Here is a 20901-nt window from a genome sequence, read left to right as displayed (position 1 = left end):
AAAGACCCTCCTTTGTTCATTACGTGCTAAACACTATGCGTAATCATCAATCATTTAAATTTACCGGTGCGGTGAATAAGCTCCAGGCAAGCGCGACTGTTATGATAAGGGCATTTCCAGAAACCCGCCTTATCCTGTCCCGGCATAACCTTTAACGTATCCGTCACTCCCCAGAACCACTCTCCCTTACTCCTGTCAAGAATATGTTGCTTTACGAAGTCCCAGTTTTGCAGGGAACGATCGAGAAATTCTTCTTTACCACTGATCTCCCAGGCGTTGAAAAAACCTACCATTGCCTCTGCCTGTACCCACCAATGCTTTTCAGCATTGACATGTTTTGTACCGGGCTCGTATTCATACCGTAATCCCCCGTTACTTTCTAATCCGGGCAGTGTAGCATTGGCCAATGCAAGTGCTATCTCCCTTACCTGTTGCACCAGTTCACTGATGCCCAGCTGTTCTGCCGCTTCCAGTAATAACCAGGCCGCTTCTATGTCATGTCCGTAGGATACTACGGTAGATTGCGGTCTCCAGGTGTTGTCAAAGAACAATACCTGGTGATGGGTCTGTTTATCAATGATCTTTTCAATGAATATCTTTACAAGCTGATGCAACTGGTTACGCAGACGGGCATCCGGCCATACGCGGTACAGGTTCGTATAGGCTTCCAGTACATGCAGATGAGTGTTCATTGTCTTAGCCGCATTGTCATCCTTTTCACTCAACCGTGTGTCGTCAATATGCCGCCATTCGCGGGAAAAAGCGTCATGATATCCCTTAAACACCGGATCAAAGCTATGATCTTCCAGCAGCTGATAAATATTGACAGCCCAGTCCAGCACTTCTTTATTGCCGTTACACCTGTAATACTCGCTTAGTGCATAGATGGCAAATGCCTGTCCATATACCTGCTTGCGGGTTTCCAAAGGCCGTCCTTTCGCAGAAACAGACCAGTAGATACCGCCATATTCCCTGTCACGGAAATGATCAGACAGGTAATTGTACGCCCTGTCTGCCAGCTGCAGCCAGCGACTGTCGCCATCACACTTATAAGCCGCGGCAAAGGTCCACAGAATACGGGCATTGAGCACACCGCCTTTCGGGCTGTCAGGCAGTACTTCATTCTCATTATTCAATCCACCGTAAAACCCGCCGTCATGCTCATCCACAGTGTGTTGCTGCCAGTAGCGAAGGATGTTGTACAGTTCTTCTGTAAGCTCTTTACGATATACCGCTAACCTGTTATCCATCAATGATGATTCGTATCTGAAACAACTGTTTTATTCCTGTCAATGATCCTGCAGATGGTATTGACAGTAACGGCAGACCTGAAGCCATCTGCCGGGCTGTTAGTAACATAATCCACCAGTTTGTCTATAGTAGAGGTGGCTACATGCATACGTGTATCGGAAGAGGCATAGTAAATGTAAACGGTGCCGTCATCGTCTGCTATCCACCCGTTACAGAACAGCACATTGGAAACATCCCCCACTCTCTCCTCTCCCTCTGGCGCCATAAAGTAACCGGCTGGCTTATACGTAACACGGGAAAGATCATGCAGGTCTGTCATGAACATATAAAGCACATAGCGTAATCCCGCGGCCGTATTACGTACACCATGCGCCAGGTGCAACCATCCCTTTGCCGTTTTGACAGGTGCAGGGCCAAGACCGTTCTTCAGTTCATAGACAGTATGATATATCTTCGGGTCCAGTATCTTCTCTTCTGTTATAACAGGGTTCTCCATACTGTCACTCAGGCCAAAGCCAATACCACCACCGGTGCCGGCATTGATAAACCCGTCCTGCGGACGTGTATAGAATGCATATTTGCCATTTACAAATTCAGGGTGCAGCACTACATTACGTTGCTGTGGAGAAGGCGTTTTAAGATCAGGCAGGCGCTCCCAATCCTTCATGTCTTTTGTGCGCACAATACCACATTCGGCAATAGCGGCCGACTGATCGTACGGTGGCGCAGAAGGATCTTTACGTTCTGAACAGAACAGCCCGTAAATATATCCGTCCTCGTGCTGCACCAGGCGAATATCATAGATGTTGGTATCAGGATCTTCTGTTTCAGGGATAATGGAAGGATATTCCCAGAAACGGAAATTGTCTATACCATTATCACTTTCTGCAACAGCAAAGAACGATTTGCGGTCTATGCTTTCCACGCGCGCCATCATCAGGTATTTTCCTTTCCATTTTATGGCCCCTGCATTGAACACTCCGTTTATGCCATAACGTTCCATAAGATGGGGATTGGAAGCAGGGTTCAGGTCATAACGCCACTCCAGTGGCGCATGCGCAGCTGTGAGCACAGGATATTTGTACCTGCTGTATACACCGTTACCGGGTGTGAGGGCCTCGTTACGTCTGTTAACAAGCACCTGGTGTTGCTTTTCCAGTTCTGTCAAACGCTCTCTAAAATGCATCATATAATCCGGTTAAGATTTTAATTTTAATTCTGTTCATCAAGTCGTTTCCACCATGTTTTACGCAGTATCAAAAGAGCCAGCGCAAGGATGACAACGGTTATTATCAAGGGAGTTTTCATAGCAAGTACGGCATAGATGGGCAGCAACGTCAGCGTGACCTGCGCCACAATTCCTATCACTACATTGAACATATCCAGGCCAAACTTTTTGTTCGGTACAAAATCGGGCGTCTCTGCCATAACCTGTTCATGCACCGGCTTCCACCAGCCCCAGGGCCGTACAGTACGATAAAAATGTTTCAATGTATCCATGTCTGCCGCCGGAGAAGCATATGTGCCTATGACACAACCGGCAAGGGACATGATGAAGATCAGCGGGAAATAATAAAGCTCCAGCATGTCAGGTAATATATGGGGGAAGATGAGGGCCGGCACAATACCAGCCAGCATACCCCAGAAGAAACCATTGCCGTTAAACCGCCACCAGTGCCATTTAAGCACATTGGCAGCCACATAACCACCATACAGGGCAGATACGATCCACTGTAATATGCTGTTCACATCTTTAGCAAAGAGGCCCAGTATAATACTGACCAGTGTAACCAGTATACCGGACAGGTAGTTCATACGGGCAATGCTGCGGTTGGAAGCCTGCGGCTGCAGGTAACGCAGGTAAATATCATTAACGATATAGGCCTGGGCAGCATTCAGGGTACCAGCAAAAGTGCCCATAAAAGCGGCGAGCAGGCCGGCCAGCAGGAGCCCGGTTAACCCTACCGGTACAAAATTATTGATAGCAGAAGGCAGTATCTTTTCAAAGTCTATTCCTGTTGCCGTGCTGAGGTTCAGCTGATCATAATACAACAGGGCCAGCACAGCAAACCCGATGATCATGGCATAACGCACAGGAATAAGTACTACAGACACAATACCGCTCATCATGGCGGCTTCTTTGGGAGAACGGGTGCTAAGCACTTTCTGCATGTCATAGTTGGGAGCAGGACCGGCAAGACTGGCCAGAATGCCTTTAAACACCATCATCATAAAGAAAGCGCCAAAGAGCGTAAACCCATCGCTTTTGATCTTCTCGTTCACTTCCCTGATCCGGCTGCTCCAGTCAAGATCTTCCAGCTTCCAGCCAAAGAAAGGATTGGTCCATCCGGCAGGTACTTCCAGCTGACGGCCGGCCAGGCTGGTATAGGCAATCACCGCAATAGTGACTGCCGCAACGGTCATTATTATGTATTTCAGTACATCTGCCCATACCACACTGGTCATACCACCCATTACCGCATAGAACACGGCAAACAGGGTGAACAGGATTCCATAGAAATGAGGCACATAAGGTGCGTCGATAGTAAAAGGTAAATACGGTTGTACTACATTCCACGGCACAAAGATCTCCACGAACTTACCCAGGCCAATAAAGCCATAAGCAAGAAAACCAAGGCAGCTGATCAATGCAAAGATCACTACGATGGTATGAGACAATGCAGTGCCTTTTCCTCTTCCGAAACGTGTATTGATCCATTCAGCACCGGTAGTAACATTGGAGCGGCGCAGCCATGCAGAGAGATATACCATCATGAACACCTGGTTGAAGGAAGGCCATAACCAGGGTATCCAGATGCTTTTCAGTCCGTAAACAAAAGCCAGCGTTACCATCCACATGGTGCCGGAGATATCGAACATATCTGAGGCATTGGAGAGGCCCAGCATATACCAGGGCAATGTCTTTCCCCCCAGCATATAAGCGTCCTTATTAGCCTTGGCCTTTTTCTTCAATGCTATGCCAATAACAATAGTGGCCAGCAGGTACAGGAAAATAATGATCAGGTCTATTGTTGCTAATTTCATTCGCTATACGGTTAATGTTTCCAGTCGCTCTCAAACCAGGTGGCCGGGTCTTTATAGAACTGTATAAAATCAGGAGCACTGCTGTGCCCGGAATAAGGTGCATAGAAATGGTCAGGCCGGCCATTTCTCCACATCAGCACATAAGCAAGCCGGTAAGATTTCAGGATGGGCAACAGTGTTTCCGTCCACCAGCGGGTGTCCGGAATACGTTCATATCCTGTTTCTGTCAGCGCCGGGATCTTGTTATGCTGAACTGCTATTTTCTCCAGTATGTCCAGCCGCTGTTTCACCTGTGCAGTATACGCCGCACTGCTGCCATACTGGTAAGCGTCAGTACCTATGATATCGACAAATTTATCACCGGGATAACGTTCCAGGTAATGGGCTGCATCCCTGTAATCAGCTGCTGAATAGGCATACAGCAGGTTATGTACGTTCTTCTCTTGCAGGTAACGGATAGTGAACTGCCAGAGATCAATGAATTCTTTGGTGGAGCAATGTCTTTGTCCCCACCAGAACCAGCTGCCGGTATGTTCATGGAAGGGCCGGAATATAACCGGCGCAGCGGTACCATCAGAGCCTTTAAGGCTAAGCAGGAAAGCTGCTACTTTATCCAGCCAGGCAGTATATACCTGGTGTTTTTTTCCACCGGGCAGAATATCTTTCACTACATGAAAGGTATCCCAGGCAGAGCCACCGTTGCCGGGATTGTTGAGATGCCAGCCGATAGTGTTCACCCCTCCTCTGTCGTAGACATAGCGGATGTAATTACGGAGGCTGTCAAACGGTACACTGTCAAGGTCATGCGGACTATCCATCTCCAGATGGCCCAGGTCCCAGCCGTATACAGCGGGATAATCGCCACAAACATCTTTTACATCGGAGCGGTTATGTTGGTATTTCCAGTGCACGCCATAGGCCAGATCGTCCTGGTGACCAAAAAGCACGCCCTTCCCGAGAAGAGCATGCAATTGGTCATATAATTTCACTGTTGCCGGAGTAGCTTTCGGATCGGCAGGCTGTTGGGCCTGTAAAAGGCCAAAGCCTGCAAACAATAGCCACGTGGTCAGAAAAAGATATCTCATTAATATCCGGGGTTGTTGATAGTGATCAGTTTATTACCTGCAATCTCTTCCTGTGAAAGAGGATATAACAGCTGGTATGCCAAACGCGGGCGACCGGCAGCATTCATCACCTCCAGCCATGTGCCCCAGCGTACCAGGTCAAAACGGCGCTGGAATTCTCCGTACAGCTCGTGCCTTCTTTCCACTCTTACGGAATCACGGAAGGCATCTTTTGAAAGACCACTTACCAGGTCGCCTATTCCTGCACGTTGTCTTATGGCATTCACAGCCGCATAGGCTACCGCGTCAGGACCTGCTACTTCATTCTGCGCTTCTGCCAGCATCAGCAGTACATCGGCGTAACGTATGATGATCGGGTTATTACCATTCTCATCTTTTGCCTGTGCACCAGCGTCTACATATTTCTTTGAATAATAACGGGGAGTAGCGTAAATAGTTTTGCTGCCCAGCCTGTAAGTGTTCTGGCCATATCCTCCGCCGCCATCGTATTCGCCGCCCCAGGTGCCCTGTCCAACAAGGGTAGCGCCGGCAGGTACGGTGGCAATATTATACAATTCGTTACCACCGGCATCTGTCCAGGTATCCCATAAAGCGGTACCAAAGGCAATGCGTTTATCAGCAGGATTGAATGTTTCATAGAAGTCCTTGCGGATGCTCACAAAACCATTGCTGCCACCGCCCGCGTAAAGGCCGGAAGGAGAAAAATATCCCGGCAGTTCCGGTCCCTGGTTAGGGGAATTGGTAGCTGGAACAGAGAAAAGCATTTCATTGCTCCTGTCCTGTGTAGCCTGATCAAATACAGCCATATAGTTGGATTCCAGTGCAGGGAAGCCGGAACCATCTGCCATATCTTTCACAGCTTTTGCAGCATTGGCCGCATCCTGGAAATATTGCGTCTGTTTCAGCTCATTGCCGGCCATATGCAGGTATACGCGGGCCATCAGTCCAAGGGCGGCCGCCTTTGTGGGACGGCCACGATCTGCATCGCCATACTCCCCTGTGGTGAAATTGGCAGGTAATAATGCAGCTGCCATCTGCAGGTCGGATATGGATTGTTTATAAACATCTTCCAGCGGACTGCGTGCAATATCTTTCGATTGTGTAGGATCGTAAGCTGCCGTACGTATAGGGGCCGCGCCAAAACGCATGCCTATTTCAGAATAGCAGAAGCCACGCAGGAAATATGCCTCTCCTTTTATCCGGTTGATCATGGCTGTATCGCCAGTCACTGTTTCAGCATATTTCAGCACCAGGTTGGCGCGTTGTACTACATAATAGTAACCATTCCATGGTCGCTGTATATACCACTGTCCGTTCTGATTGCCTGAATAACCACCACCTATCCAGTTTTCCAGGAGCAGGTCATCATCTTCACCTAATACAGAGCTCCAGGCCGGGGAAATGTAAAGGTTCCATGTCATCAGGTTCTTATACACCCCGTTAATGCCCTGTAACAGCTCTGCATCTGTTGAATAGAAATTGTCCGGGTCCCTGAAATCGTAAACATCCTCTTCCAGCGCTTTCTTGCAGGATGCGGCAGATCCCAGCACCAGTGCGGCAATAAATATGTTGAGTAACTTTTTCATTGTTGATAATTGAATGTGGTGAAGCGATTAAAATGTAACATTTGCGCCTATACTTACAGTGCGGGACTGCGGATAGCTACCCAGGTCCACGCCACGCATATTGGCATTTTCAAAGGCGCTCACTTCCGGATCATATCCTTTGTACTTCGTGAATGTAGCAAGGTTGATGGCGTTCAGGAACACACGTGCGCTGTAAATACCCCTGATCTTAGGCAGGTTATATCCCAGCTGTACGTTCTTGATGCGGATAAAGGAACCATCTTCCAGGAAAGAACGGGAGAAATTGGCAGAAGTGGTATTACCCTGGTTTGCCTGTATCACCTTGTTGGTGCTGTTCTCTCCTTTCCAGGTACTTTCGTAGATGTATCTGGGAATATTGCCGGAACCATTCAATGTATAGAAGTTCAGCAGGTTGGCATTGAGTACATCATTACCCTGTACACCTGTTATCAGTATGCTCAGGTCAAAATTCTTATAGCTGAAGTTGTTGGTAAAGCCCCATGTGAAGTCAGGATTGATATCACCTATTTTCTGCCTGTCAAGATCGTTCAACGCACCATCTCCGTTCAGGTCCTTATAGCGCATCTGTCCTATTTTGGCGTTCTGCTGTACTGATTTATAGTCGTCCACATCTTTCTGGTTCTGGAAGATACCGTCTTCCACAAAGCCCCATACAGTACCTACAGAATATCCTTTTTTCTGGATGAAGGGTTTGGCGTCAAGACCATAACCGGCGCCAAGCCTGTTGGCAAACTGTTCTTCCACCGGGCCCAGGTCTGTTATCTCATTCCTGTTGCGTGAAATGTTTGCGGAGATATTCCAGTTAAAGGTGCTTTTCACTACAGTAGCTCCTACTTCCAGTTCAATACCGTTGTTACGCATGCTGCCTGCATTTACAGTAGCTACAGTAAAACCGGTAGAGGCCGGGATAGTGATCTGCTGCAGGAGGTCGCGGGTCTTACGCTGATAAACGTTCAGTGTGAAGTTGAACCTGTCTGCAAATGCTGCATCCAGGCCAATGTTATACTGTCCGCTATGCTCCCATTTCAGGCCTGTATTAGGCAGGCTTGTCTGGTCCACGCCGGACACCAGCTGGTTGCCTATACTAGCCACAATACCGGACAGGATACCTTTTGAGCTATAGGGAGATACCGCCTGGTTGCCGGATTCACCGTACCCGGCACGCAGTTTCAGGTCGGAGAAAACATTCAGTTCTTTAATGAAAGGCTCTTCACTCATTCTCCAGGCAAGTGCTACAGAGTTGAAGGAATCCCATTTCTTAGCCAGGCGGGAAGAACCGTCTGCGCGGAAAGTATAGGTGAAGAGATATTTATCAGCGTACGCATAGTTGGCGCGCGCAATGAAAGAAGCCAGTTGCCATGCAGTAGTACCGGTAACAGTAGGCGCTACGGAAAGACCATCTTTCAGACTGTAATAACCCAGTTTATCGTCCGCAAAGTTCCTTGTTTCGGAAGTACGGAAACGGCTCATACTTGTTTCGTAAGAGAAACCGCCCATCGCATCAAAACGATGCTTGCCGGTTTCACGTTTGTACGTGAGCAGGTTCTCTGTAAGCAGGCTGGTATATACGCTGCTGCTCACAATAGCCTTACCATTGGTGGCGCGGCCTTCAGAAACTGTACGCGGATAATATGTTTCATTGAGCTGATCAAAGTAGTTGGCTCCCAGTCTTGTCTGGAACATAAATCCTTTAGGCAGGGTGATGTATGCGTTGAAGCCGCCAAACCCGCTGTTAATGGTTTGCCTGCTCTTTACTTCATCTGTATATCGCAGCGGACTGGCGCCAAAACGGTTGAAGATATCCTGTGAAACCGTACGGTCTTTTGTATAGTCTATCACATGTACCTGGTTGTTGCTATCTACAGTATAGTAAGGGATAGGCTGATAGTTGAGCGCTCCTCTTACTATACCGCCTTCCAGACCAGAAGTGGTAGCTGCTGTTCTTACCAGGGCATTGCCTGAGCGGCTGAAAGACAGGTTAGTGGATGTTTTCAGCCAGTCATTCACCTGGTTGTCCAGGTTAAGGCGAAGGCCTCCACGTTTAAATTCGGAGCCTTTGATCACACCTTCCTGCACCAGGTAATTACCCATAATGGAATAAGTGCTTCTGTCTGTACCACCGGAAATGCCCAGCTCATAGTTCTGTATACGCGCACTGCGATAGATTACATCCTGCCAGTTGATACCTTCGCCAAAATGCTCACGGATCTGGTCAGGAGAAAGTTTACCGTTAGTACCGCTGTAAGGGAGGTCGCTATCACTGAAACCTGCATTCTTATAGGCTTCGTTCACATACTGCGCATATTCATAGGCATTGAGCATGTCCAGCTTTTTGCTGACAGTAGCTATGCCCTGAGAGGTATTAAAGGATATCCTTCCCTTACCGGCTTTACCTTTTTTAGTGGTTACCAGCACCACGCCATTAGCGCCACGGGAACCGTAGATCGCGGTTGCAGAAGCATCTTTCAGTACTTCGATAGATTCAATATCTGCCGGAGCAATGGAGGAAAGGGGGTTGGTGTTGGTCATGATAATATGGTTCTGTTCCTGCGGACCTGCCTGCTGAAGTGAAGCACGGGCATTGGCAACAGGAACTCCATCTATTACATATAAGGGCTCTGAGCTGCCCAGCAATGTGCTGACGCCGCGTACCTGTACGCTGAGGCCACCGCCGGGAGCAGCATCATTCTGCGTTACCGCCACGCCGGACATGCGTCCCTGAAGGCCCTGTTCAAGAGAGCTTACGGCTGACTTGGTCAGCTCTGCCCCTTTCACTGTAGAAACAGTACCTGTAAGGTCCCTTTTCTTTACAGTACCATAACCTATTACTACTACGTCAGAAAGATTGGTATTGGCATATTGCAAGGCGAGATTGACGTTGGAACGGTTCTGCAGGGAAACTTCCTTTGTTTCCATACCTGTAAAAGAGAAGATCAATACTCCGTTGCCGTCAGGAACGGACATTGTGAAATTGCCTTTGTTGTCTGATACGGCTGCAATGCTGGAATTCTTTAACCGGATAGTAGCTCCGGGAAGCGGGCTGTTCTTATCATCTGTAACTGTACCAGTAACAGTTCTGTTCTGTGCTGACAGGGACAATCCATATAAGAGCCACAATAGCCCCATAACGGACAATTTTCTAAATGTCAATTTCATAACGAAGAATTTACTCCAAAGCTAATTTTATTCCCTACTCATACATAATACTTTTTTATCCGTTAATTGACAAATAATGACGACATGTACTCCATACAGAAAAACTTTCCTCCGAAACATAATGCCATATTGAATTTATAGATTTTAACAGGTTGAGATACTAGATAATATTATTTTATCCCTTAACTTAGAGTAATTATCCACATGAGTATTCAAAAAGCACGTTATGACCGATACAAATATTCTCCGCGAGATCACGCCACTTACCCAGAGTGATTGCTTTATGATCTTTTCCCGTACTAAAAACAAGTTTGATTTCCCCCTGCATTACCACGAAGAGTTTGAATTAAACCTGATACTGAATGCGAAAGGCGCACAACGGATCGTGGGTGACCATATCGATTCAATAGATGAACATGAACTGGTACTGGTAGGCCCTAACCTTAACCATGGCTGGTTTACACATGAATGTACAAGCCCCGAGATCACTGAGGTGACCATACAGTTCCACAAAGACCTGTTTGATGATAAACTGCTCCGGAAAAATCAGTTGCGTTTTATGCGCAGCATGTTTGAGAATGCGGCCAACGGCATATTGTTCTCGCAGGAAACGATCAGAACACTGGCGCCCCGCCTGCTGTCACTCAACCAGCAAAGCGGTTTTGATTCCGTGCTGGAACTGATGTCCATACTTCACGACCTGTCTATATCCCGTAACATGCGGTTATTGTCTGATACCACTTTTCACAAGGGGTTATTCAATTACAGCAGCCGGCGTATAGAAAAGGCATTTGAGTATATGAACAATAATTATGACAAGCAGGTAAGCCTTACCGATGTAGCGAAACTGGTGAATATGACCGAGGTCTCTTTCAGCCGGTTTATCAAGAAGTGTACAGGTAATACTTTTATAGACAGCCTGAATGAGATCAGGCTGGGACATGCATGCAGAATGCTGGTGAATACATCTTATGCAATTGCGGAGATATCCTATAAATGCGGTTTCAATAATATTTCCAATTTCAACAGGATCTTCAAGAAGAAGAAGGGTTGTACGCCTAAAAGTTTCAGGGAAAGTTTATCTGGCGTAAGGACATTCATATAAACACAAAGATCGCTTACACCTGAAATGCAAGCGATCTTCTCATTATTTTTTGCAGGTGGAAAGCGGGGAATTATTCCATTGCATTATGTGCCATATCATTTACTTTCTGCGGGTTTTTACGCAGGTGACGGCGTGCGGTACGGCTGGCCTTTTCAGCAGTATCAGATGTATCGTCCATCATAACACGGTTCCTCCTGACAAAGTATAAAATTGCTCCTGCCGCTGCAGCGCCTACTATGGAGGCGGCGATCATAGCTTTTTTCATGGTCAGATTTTTTGGTCCGTCAGATATATCACAAGAGTTATACCAATTGACGCCGGCATTTTATATTTTTGCGTCCACAATCAAGATCTGATATGTCCGAGACTACATCACTACAGGAAAAAGAGCCTGTTTACAGTATCCCGTTAAAATACCGGAAAATGGAAAACCTCCACATTGTTTTCTGGCTTGTAAAAGACATCAGCTGGTGTATGATCTGGAAACCATTGGGTATAGTCATGATCTTTCCTACTCTTATCATTGCGCTTATAATAGCTTACCGTACACGGCAGTTCATGTCGGAGCTCTGTCATAACCTGGCTATCGCTGTCTGGATCACTGCCAACTCTTACTGGATGATCAGTGAGTTCCTGCATTTTGACGCTGATATCGTCACCGGCAATATCACTTACAAGCACCTGGCCGTCATTCCTTTTGTAACAGGCGTGTTGATACTGGCCTATTATTACCTCTGGTATAAGCCCAGGCATCCGGAAGAGGCGGAGACCATGTAAGATCCTATTACTTCAGTCTTTTCCCGTCCAGGAGACGGGTGCGCAAATGTTTGAGGGCCATCGTCAGCTGAAAATAAACGGTATTGAGCGTTATGTCCAGCTTTGCAGCTATTTCTGCAGGCTCCATCCCTTCTACCCTGCTAAGCAGGAAAATTTCCCGGCAACGGGGCGTAAGGGCCTGTACCTGTCTCATCATCTCTTTCTGCAGCAGCAGATAATCTGTCATTTCCTGCAGACCTTCCTTTTCAGTTTCCCATTGCAATACGTCTTCACTCACAAAACGTGATCGCCGTTTCAGCTCATTAATAGCCCTGTTGGTGATAGCGCGGTAAAGGTAATGCCGTACATTTCCACTTATAGTGGCGCCGTTTTCCCAGAGATGAGCAAAGAGATTCTGTACCAGGTCTTTGGCAAGGCTTTGATCTTTCAGGCAACGATATGCCAGCAGGTATAGCTCTTCACTGTAGGCCAGGTAGATCTGCTGAAAGACTAGCACATTGTGGGTTAAAAGGGCTTCTGTAGCTTGTTCAGCTGAGATATGGTATCCGTCTGTTGGCATCCCGGGTTAAGAAGGTCACCACAAAATATCATTATTTTTCAAGAAATAACCCATAATTATCTTTTAAATCCACCCCTGAAAGACACAGTCTGAAAGCCTCTGATACCAGGTAAGATATCTTGCCTGCAGCATGTGAATAGTCCAACCCTTCTTCCCTTATATTAGAAATACAATTACGGGTTTCATCAGTATTACCCGGTCTGGGAGAATAAGTAAGATATGCGCCCATACTGTCTGCAGAACTGAGGCCAGGCCGCTCTCCTATCAACACAAGCGTACACTTTGCCTGCAGCAATGCTCCTATCTCATCTCCGATAGCCACCCGTCCCTGTTCTGCCAGGCAAAGCGGAGCTACAGACCTGCCGGCAGCTTTCAGCATAGGCAGTAACAGTTCCAGCAATGGTATTGCATGTATGTTAAGTGCTGTAGCAGATAATCCATCGGCAAGGATAATGGCAATATCCTGCTGTTTATATTCATCTTTAAGCGCAGATAATCTGCCGCTGCTTTCCGTATCCAGCCGGCGGCCTTTATCGGGCCGCTGGAGGTATTCATAACGGTCTGCCACACTACTGTGTAACTGCAACACCGGCCCGGCAAATATTGCCTGCAATTTTTCCTGCAAACCGTTGGTATCAAGATGAGAGTAAACAGCATCACGGGCATGGGCATGAGCCAGCCTGAAAGCCAGCACTTCCTTCAGGGGGATAGCAGCGCCTGTCCTGCCCAATGCAATACGGGCAGTGGTAAAAGCACGTAAGGAAGCCCAGGGATCTTCCTGTATATGATTGTTGTGACGTAATTCCATGTTTCCTTTTATCTGTTGGCTGTTGCGGAGTAGCCTAATAACCGGTGCGCGTTGCTGACCGGTAATATTGCTCCTGTATGGTCCATAATACCCTGCTGTTGCAACCATTGCTCAAACTCAGGCGCCGCATGCAGACCCAGCACCTTTCTTACATACAGGGCGTCATGAAAGGAAGTGGATTGATAATTCAGCATGATATCGTCCGCTCCCGGTACTCCCATAATGAAATTGCAGCCGGCTACGCCCAGGAGGGTCAGCAGGTTATCCATATCGTCCTGGTCGGCCTCTGCGTGATTGGTATAACAGATATCCACTCCCATTGGCAATCCCAGCAATTTTCCGCAGCAGTGGTCTTCCAGCGCGGCTCTGATGATCTGTTTGCCGTCAAACAGATATTCAGGCCCTATAAATCCCACAACAGTGTTCACCAGCAAAGGTGCAAACTGCCTGGCTACAGCATAGGCCCTCACCTCGCAGGTCTGCTGATCTATACCGCTGTGTGCGTTGGCAGATAAAGCACTTCCCTGACCGGTTTCAAAATACATCACGTTCTGTCCCACTGTACCCCGTCTGAGCGAAAGCGCACCTTCATGCGCCTCTTTCAGCAGGGCCAGATCTATACCAAAACTACGGTTAGCCTGTTCTGTACCGGCAATGGACTGAAATACCAGGTCGACCGGCGCATGATGCATGATCTGCATAGCTGTGGTAACATGACACAATACACAGGACTGGGTAGGGATATCGAATTGCAGACGCAGATTGTCCAGCATCTGCAACAGGGTTACTACGGCCTGCGGGCTGTCAGTTGCCGGATTGATACCTATCACGGCATCCCCGCTGCCATAAAGCAGACCGTCTATAATACTGGCCGCTATTCCACGGGGATCGTCCGTATTATGATTGGGCTGCAGCCGTACAGAAAGATGTCCTTTCAGACCGATGGTGTTGCGGAAGCGGGTCACCACCTCACATTTATCGGCTACGCTGATCAGGTCCTGGTTACGCATCAGCTTTGATACAGCCGCCACCATTTCAGGTGTCAGCCCCGGAGATAACGCCTGTAAAGCAGCGGTATCTGCAGCATCACTAAGCAGCCAGTCGCGCAGCTCTCCCACCGTAAAATGGCTTATGGGTGCAAATGCTGTTTTGTTATGTGTGTCCAGTATAAGACGGGTCACTTCATCTTTCTCATACGGTATCACTGTTTCTTCCAGGAATATTTTCAGAGGTACATCTGCCAGTGCCAGTTGTGCAGCTACACGTTCTTCATAGCTATCTGCCGCCAGTCCTGCCAGGGCATCTCCTGAACGGAAAGGCGTCGCCCTGGCCAGCAGCATGCGCAGGTTGTCAAAGCGGTATGTTCTGTGTTGTATGGTATGCTGATAGCTCATGTAGTGATCATTCTTTAATAAAGGTCGTATCCGGCACCGCAACAGGCATATCTACCGTTGTACTTCTGTGTTTTCCCTGCGCAAAAAAGATAATCAGCGCCAGTCCCATACCTGCAAAGAAAAGCAGGCTGAGTAAGGGATTATACCATATCATGGCAAAAAGAGACAATACTGAAAGCGCCAGCGCAATGCCCGGAAACCAGGGGTAGAAAGGCGCTTTGTACGGACGTTCCAACTCAGGCTCCTTCCTGCGTAAGATAAAAAGGCTGATCATGCTGAAAATATACATAACCACGGCTCCCATCACAGAAAGGATAACCAGCTGGTCTGTTTTCCCGATACACAGGGCCACCATCCCCAGCAATCCGCCAACGATAAGCGACCAGTAAGGTACCTGGCGCTTAGGGCTTACTTCTGCCAGGAAAGGCGGCAGGTAACCGCTTCGGGCCAGGGCAAAAAGCTGGCGGGAATAGCTGATAATAATACCGTTGAAAGACGCAATGAGACCAAACAAGCCTATACCTGCAAAGATCTTCGTGATGCCGTTCTGTTTGCCCAGTACAATCCCAATGGCCTCCGGCAGCGGATAATCGATAGCAGACAGCTGCTGCCAGTCTGTAATGCCACCCGTCAGCACCATTACTCCTATAGCCAGCAGGGTGGGGGTAAGCATAGCAGAAATATATCCTTTGGGAATATTGCGTGAAGGGTCTTTCACTTCTTCTGCCACCATCGCAATGCCCTCAATACATACATACAACCATATGGCAAAAGGCAGTCCGGCAAATACACCATACCATCCTGCAGGCATGGCGTTATGTGTGAAGTTGGATATTTTAAAGGAAGGCCCTATTATTCCCATGTAGATCAGCAGCTCAGCGACAGCCAGCAATGTAATGATCAGTGAGAAAAGAGCAGATTCTTTAATTCCCAGGAGATTGATGCAGGTAAGCAGGACATAAAACGCAACACCACATCCCAGCACAGGTAGCGATGGATGCAGGAAGTGCAGATAATTACCTAATGCGGCGGCAATAGCTGGTGTAGCGAGCAGGAACTCTACTGCTGTGGCATACCCGGCTATTAGTCCGCCGAGAGGGCCCATAGCTTTGTGTGTATAAGTGAATGGGCCGCCTGCCTGTGGTATGGAAGTGGTTAGTTCTGTGAAGCTGAAAATAAAGGTGAGGTATAGCAGGGTGATAATGAGTGTAGAGGCAAGAAAGCCCAGTGTACCGGCAGCTCCCCAGCCATAATTCCATCCGAAATATTCGCCTGATATTACCAGTCCGACGCCAATAGCCCAGAGATGTACCGGCTTTATAACTTTTTTTAGTGTTTGCTGTGATGACATGATTACGGGATTAGGTAATGAGATCATCCCTGTTGCCTTCCTGAAGTATTATTTATTCCCTGCCTGTCAAGATACATTATTTCCTTTAATTTCTTTTATGCGTGCAGATGCACTGGTTTGAAGTTTTATATTATACTTAATGGGAAGAAATTGCTCAGAAAATCGCGTTTACCTTCGGTAAAAGCGATTTTCTGAGGGCGCTTTTCTGGCCTGCGGCAAGCTTAGAATTAAAATTCGTTATTCTTTGAGAGCGATTTTCTGGCCTGCGGCAGGCTTAGAATTTAAACGGTTGCACTACCCAGTGAAGCCGGTTTACGCGCATTCACAGCAAACTTCAACCTGTATTCTGTAGGCGTCAGCCCCACTTCTTTCCTGAACACCTTCCGGAAAGCCTTAATATCATTATACCCACAATCCAGCATCACTGCCAGTATGCTGTTATCGGTCTGTTCGAGAAAACGCTTGGCTGCCTCCATACGTGTCTTTTGCAGGTACTCTATAGGCGTAATACCCGTAGCCTGTTTAAAACGCCGCACAAAATTCCGCCTGCTGGCAGGAATGTCTTCCACAAAAGATTCTACTGTACCCGGCTTTTGAAAACCTTTCTCCATTCTTTGCTGTACCTCCGAGATCAGAGGGTCTGTGTGTTTCTTCTCCGGCAGGAACATACTGAAATAGGCCTGTGTCTCACGGTCCATATCAATAGCAAACAGTTTGGCAGCCTGTACAGCTTTTTGTCTGCCACAGTATTTCTCTACGAGATAGAGCAACAGATGAAAAGTACTGGTGGCACCGCCACTGGTATAAATACCGGCATCTGCAGTAAGCACCCTGTCCGGCTGTAACAGCACATCCGGGAAATGCCCGGCAAAGGCATCACATGCATTCAGGTGCGTTGTAGCAGGCTTACCGTTGAGCAGGCCGGTGGCGCCCAACAGGAAAGCGCCGGTACAGAAGCTGGCAATCTCAGCGCCTCTCTGGTGCTGTTGCTTTATCCATGGAATAAAAGCCTGGTTAACGGTAAGAGCAGATTGAATATCGCCTGCAGAAAAAGCAGGGATCAGTACCACATCAGCCGGCATAGCATCGGTAAGCCTAACCGGTGTATATTTTCCGTAGAAGGGTACCTGTGACGCCTGTTCATTAGCTGATATCAGTTGCAGGTTGAAAAAACGGGGCTGTTGTGAGGCTTCGTAAAAACTGTTTACCGTATCGAATACGTCTATAATGGCAGCTGTGCTGATCAGCCGGTGGTTGTAGGTTAGCAGCAATGCTAAGTTCGTCATTATTACAGGTGTTTAACAAGTGCTGTAATTTACAACATTTGTCCTGAATACCCCCTGCTGCTGGCTTTTTTCACCCCCACATGAATAGTTCAGAGAGAGTATATTTGATTAAACAAACGCCATTCTATAACCTGTTCTGACAGTTATATAAAAGGCTGCCTTACGGGCAGCCTTTTATATTTATCGGATCTCTTTCAACATCTCTGTTACTGCGGCTTCCAGCTGGGTATCCTTCCCGCTGAGCGCATCTTCATAACGCAGCGGTACACGTATATCCGGTTCCAGTTGCTGGTTCTCTACAGGGCGGTCATTACTCTTACCTATCACCCCAATCATCGGAATACCAAATACCAGTGTCGGATCTATCTGCTTTTCCCACCATACCGCCGTACCTGTACCAGGCACAGGCATACCTATCACCTTACCCAGATGGTCCTGTTTATAGATATAAGGGAAGATGTAGGCATCACTGTAATTGCCTTCAGACATCAGCACACAGCTGGGGGCAGTCCACCGGGTTTGCGGCTCTCCGCCTTTCACCTTTTCTCCCTGCGGAGCGAAGCTTACATACTGTTTAGCCTGCAGGAAATTATACAGGTCGTCATGCAGCCATCCGCCACCATTGAAGCGGGTATCTACTATCAGGGCTTTTTTCTCCCTGTTCTTTCCCATCACTTCATCATAAACAGAACGGTAGCTGGCATCATTCATACTCTGTACATGCACATATCCTATTTTTCCACCGCTGAGCTTATCTACCAAGTTTCGCATGGTGTTGACCCAACGTTTGTACATAAGGGTGCTTTCAACATCATTCCCCACAGGTATAACGGTTTCATCCCAACGTTGTTGTGTGGCAGGACTGTAAATACTCACCAGGGTATTATGCCCTGATTTGCGGTTGAGGAATGCTGCCCAGTCTGTCTGCGTAGTGATCTCTTCTCCGTCTATCTTCTCTATGATATCTCCTTTTTTCAGTTTGCTGGCGGCTTTGTCAAACGGTCCGCCGGCTATTACTTCATCCACTTTCAGCCCTTTACCTGTAAAGGCCTCATCGTACAACAGGCCCAGGGAAGCTGTATTATCTCCATCAGTACGCACAGGACTGTAACGGCCGCCTGTGTGGGAAGCATTCAGCTCACCCAGCAGTTCGCTCAGCAGCTCCTGGAAGTCGTAGTTATTACTGATATATGGCAGGAAACGCTCATAGTTCTTTGCATAGAACTCCCAGTTGGCTTTGAGCTGTTCAGGTGCATAGAACTTGTCCTCTACCTGCTTCCAGGCATGTTCATAGATATAGCGGCGCTCTGCTTCCTGGTCTAATATAAACTCTGTATTGATGCTTACCGGCGTGATCTTGCCGGAGGCGGCATCTACTTTTACCACACTGCCCTTGTTACTTACAAACAGGTTGTTGCCATCCTTACTCAGCACAATACTTCCCGGGCTACCTCCCAGTTTGGCCAGTATCTTTGTTTCACCAGTACGGGGCTCTGTTACCCACAGATCGTATCCCTTTTCGAAAGAGGCCATGTAATATAATTTGCCGGCATCTTTACTCAGCACATAATCACTGATGGAAGCGCTGTTGATGGTAAAACGTACTGTCCTGTTATCGAGGTTGTTAAAATCAGGTACGAATGTCTTCTTTGCAGCTGAATCTTTCTTTGCGGAAGAATCTTTTACAGCCTTATCTTCTTTTTCTTTCAGCAGGCTGAACTCATCTTTAGACAGCTTAAATCTGTCATATGCTTCCTGGTCAAAGAATACACCATAGATATCAAATTCTTTACTACCCTGACGGGCCAGTCCACGGCGGCCTTCACGTTCACTCTTCCAGGTCATTACCTTTCCATCTGCCGACCATTTACTGGCTGTTTCACCGAAGCCGCTCAATACAGGATAGATAGTTTCACCCTTACCGTCAGCACTCAGGATAGCTGCATTGGTAACATTAAAATATCCCTGGTGATCTTCTGTTACCAGCCATTTACTGTCAGGGCTCCAGGCAAATTCCCAGTCACCGTCAGAATAAGAGTGGTTGCGGCCCTTAGGCAGCAGGGTGCGGGACTTCTTTGACGCCAGGTTATATACCCTCAGTACGTTACGATCTTCTACAAACGCCAGCTCCTTACCATCAGGAGAAAATACAGGCTGAAACTCTTCTGCTTCAGTGGCAATAAGCGGTTCTTCCTTCAGCAGCGTAGCGGAAGAGAAATAGGTTTCCTGTGGACGGACAATGCTGCTCTGGAAAATATCCCAGTTACCATTACGTTCAGCCGCATAAACAAGACGCTTGCCGTCCGGCGACCATTCAACGGACCTTTCCTGTTGCGGGGTATTGGTGATGCGTTTGGTCATGTTATTGTCCACACTGGTCACAAATACTTCCCCACGGGCTATAAAGGCCATTTCCTTACCATCCGGTCTCATGGCAAACTCGGTAACATTACCGTTTACCGGTAATGGGCGGGCTACGGCAGTACGGCCGTCATTGAAAACCTGTACAGCTATTTTTTTAGGCTGCTGTCCTTCTTTCAGCGTATATATTTCTCCGTTATAAGTAAAACAGAGGGTGTTATCGTTAGATTTTGAGAGATGGCGTACCGGGTGTTTATCAAAGCGGGTAAGCTGCTGTAATTCTCCGCTACCGGAAGCGGGCCCTTTGAAAATATTCTGTGAAATGCCTCCTTTTTCGCTCAGGTAATAGACCTGGTTGTCTGACGCAAAAAGAGGCTCCCTGTCTTCTCCTTCATAGCCGGACACCTGTTTGTAAGTGCCGCTGCCAATGTCAAATATCCAGATATCGCGGGTTACGGAAGATGCGTGGTGCTTACGCCAGGGATCTTCGTAACCTTTACGGTCCTGGAAAATGATCTGGTTGCCTTTGCTGTTATAATGCGCATTTTCTGCTCCGGCAGCGCTTACCAGTACAGACCTTCCGCCGGTAACCGGTACAGTATACAGGTTGTTGAAGAAGCGGGGAGCGCTGAAGCGTATACTGGCAGCAGGAGCGTTACGGCCGCTGCCGAAGAGCACCTGTTTATTGTCTGCCGAGAAATCATAAGGATAATCTCCTGCACTGTTATAGGTAAGCCGGACGGGCGTTCCGCCTGCGGCCGGCATTACAAATACGTCAAAGTTGCCATAGCGGTCGCTCGCAAAGGCGATCTGTTTTCCGTCATGGCTCCATACAGGCATCATATCATGTGCTTCATGGATGGTAATGGGCACGGCCACTCCCCCGTTTGCATCTACCCTGTATATATCCCCTTTATAACCAAAGGCAATGGTCTTCCCGTCAGGCGATATAGCGGGATAGCGCAGCCAGAGAGCATTATCCTGGGCCTGGGCGGTGGCTGCCAGGCACACTGAAAGTGCAAGTAGTAATCTTTTCATAAGCTGATGAATGAACTGGATCTTGTTGTAAGGCCGGTAAATATAAGAAACGCAGCCCCGTATCATTTTATAAAATGA

The 20901-nt window shown here is 47.7% G+C and carries 15 protein-coding genes; 2 read left to right on the top strand and 13 right to left on the bottom strand.

Features of this window, described 5'->3' with window-relative positions; genetic code table 11:
• Nucleotides 1-50 precede the first annotated feature (50 nt).
• Genes GO493_RS24595 through GO493_RS24570 form a run of 6 tightly spaced genes read right to left on the bottom strand, consistent with a single transcriptional unit; the run spans nucleotide 51 to nucleotide 10144 of the window.
• A complete protein-coding gene (locus GO493_RS24595; protein ID WP_157308891.1) occupies nucleotides 51-1250 on the bottom strand; it encodes an AGE family epimerase/isomerase in 1200 nt (399 codons plus the stop codon).
• Complete coding sequence (locus tag GO493_RS24590) at nucleotides 1250-2440, bottom strand: glycoside hydrolase family 130 protein (RefSeq protein WP_157308890.1); 1191 nt, start codon at nucleotides 2438-2440, stop codon at nucleotides 1250-1252. Before GO493_RS24590 ends, GO493_RS24595 begins: the two co-directional genes overlap by 1 nt.
• A gap of 23 nt (nucleotides 2441-2463) precedes the next feature.
• Entirely contained in the window at nucleotides 2464-4296 is a 1833-nt protein-coding gene (locus tag GO493_RS24585; RefSeq protein ID WP_157308889.1) for a sodium:solute symporter family protein, read from the bottom strand.
• 11 nt (nucleotides 4297-4307) lie between these two features.
• Nucleotides 4308-5381 (bottom strand): glycoside hydrolase family 26 protein, encoded by a 1074-nt coding sequence (locus GO493_RS24580; protein ID WP_157308888.1) that lies wholly within the window; start codon nucleotides 5379-5381, stop codon nucleotides 4308-4310.
• Complete coding sequence (locus GO493_RS24575) at nucleotides 5381-6967, bottom strand: RagB/SusD family nutrient uptake outer membrane protein (RefSeq protein ID WP_157308887.1); 1587 nt, start codon at nucleotides 6965-6967, stop codon at nucleotides 5381-5383. Before GO493_RS24575 ends, GO493_RS24580 begins: the two co-directional genes overlap by 1 nt.
• A 27-nt stretch (nucleotides 6968-6994) precedes the next feature.
• Nucleotides 6995-10144, bottom strand: coding sequence for a SusC/RagA family TonB-linked outer membrane protein (locus tag GO493_RS24570; protein ID WP_157308886.1), 3150 nt, complete (start codon nucleotides 10142-10144; stop codon nucleotides 6995-6997).
• A 226-nt stretch (nucleotides 10145-10370) separates the two neighbouring features.
• On the opposite strand from GO493_RS24570, the gene GO493_RS24565 reads away from it, so the two are divergent.
• Nucleotides 10371-11249: an AraC family transcriptional regulator gene (locus GO493_RS24565; RefSeq protein WP_157308885.1), complete on the top strand. Its 879-nt coding sequence runs from the start codon at nucleotides 10371-10373 to the stop codon at nucleotides 11247-11249.
• A 70-nt stretch (nucleotides 11250-11319) separates the two neighbouring features.
• Here GO493_RS24565 and GO493_RS24560 read toward each other — a convergent pair whose 3' ends face one another.
• The gene (locus tag GO493_RS24560) at nucleotides 11320-11514 is read right to left on the bottom strand and encodes a hypothetical protein (protein WP_157308884.1); all 195 of its coding nucleotides are present in this window, start codon (nucleotides 11512-11514) and stop codon (nucleotides 11320-11322) included.
• A gap of 92 nt (nucleotides 11515-11606) precedes the next feature.
• On the opposite strand from GO493_RS24560, the gene GO493_RS24555 reads away from it, so the two are divergent.
• Entirely contained in the window at nucleotides 11607-12026 is a 420-nt protein-coding gene (locus tag GO493_RS24555; RefSeq protein WP_232539028.1) for a hypothetical protein, read from the top strand.
• A gap of 7 nt (nucleotides 12027-12033) precedes the next feature.
• Here the strand turns inward: GO493_RS24555 and GO493_RS24550 are convergent, their stop codons facing one another.
• From GO493_RS24550 to GO493_RS24525, 6 genes are all read right to left on the bottom strand, one after another.
• Nucleotides 12034-12522 (bottom strand): sigma-70 family RNA polymerase sigma factor, encoded by a 489-nt coding sequence (locus tag GO493_RS24550; RefSeq protein ID WP_157308883.1) that lies wholly within the window; start codon nucleotides 12520-12522, stop codon nucleotides 12034-12036.
• Nucleotides 12523-12616: 94 nt separating this feature from the next.
• Nucleotides 12617-13393, bottom strand: coding sequence for an ethanolamine ammonia-lyase subunit EutC (gene eutC, locus GO493_RS24545; protein WP_157308882.1), 777 nt, complete (start codon nucleotides 13391-13393; stop codon nucleotides 12617-12619).
• Between the two features lie 8 nt (nucleotides 13394-13401).
• A complete protein-coding gene (locus GO493_RS24540) occupies nucleotides 13402-14787 on the bottom strand; it encodes an ethanolamine ammonia-lyase subunit EutB (protein ID WP_157308881.1) in 1386 nt (461 codons plus the stop codon).
• 7 nt (nucleotides 14788-14794) lie between these two features.
• Entirely contained in the window at nucleotides 14795-16138 is a 1344-nt protein-coding gene (gene eat / locus GO493_RS24535) for an ethanolamine permease (protein ID WP_157308880.1), read from the bottom strand.
• A gap of 281 nt (nucleotides 16139-16419) precedes the next feature.
• The gene (locus GO493_RS24530) at nucleotides 16420-17424 is read right to left on the bottom strand and encodes a GlxA family transcriptional regulator (protein WP_157308879.1); all 1005 of its coding nucleotides are present in this window, start codon (nucleotides 17422-17424) and stop codon (nucleotides 16420-16422) included.
• Nucleotides 17425-17604: 180 nt separating this feature from the next.
• Nucleotides 17605-20823 (bottom strand): S41 family peptidase, encoded by a 3219-nt coding sequence (locus tag GO493_RS24525; RefSeq protein ID WP_157308878.1) that lies wholly within the window; start codon nucleotides 20821-20823, stop codon nucleotides 17605-17607.
• Nucleotides 20824-20901: the final 78 nt, after the last annotated feature.

It is taken from the genome of Chitinophaga tropicalis (assembly GCF_009758205.1).
Lineage (GTDB): Bacteria > Bacteroidota > Bacteroidia > Chitinophagales > Chitinophagaceae > Chitinophaga > Chitinophaga tropicalis.
This window is presented reverse-complemented; position numbering and strand designations above follow the sequence as displayed.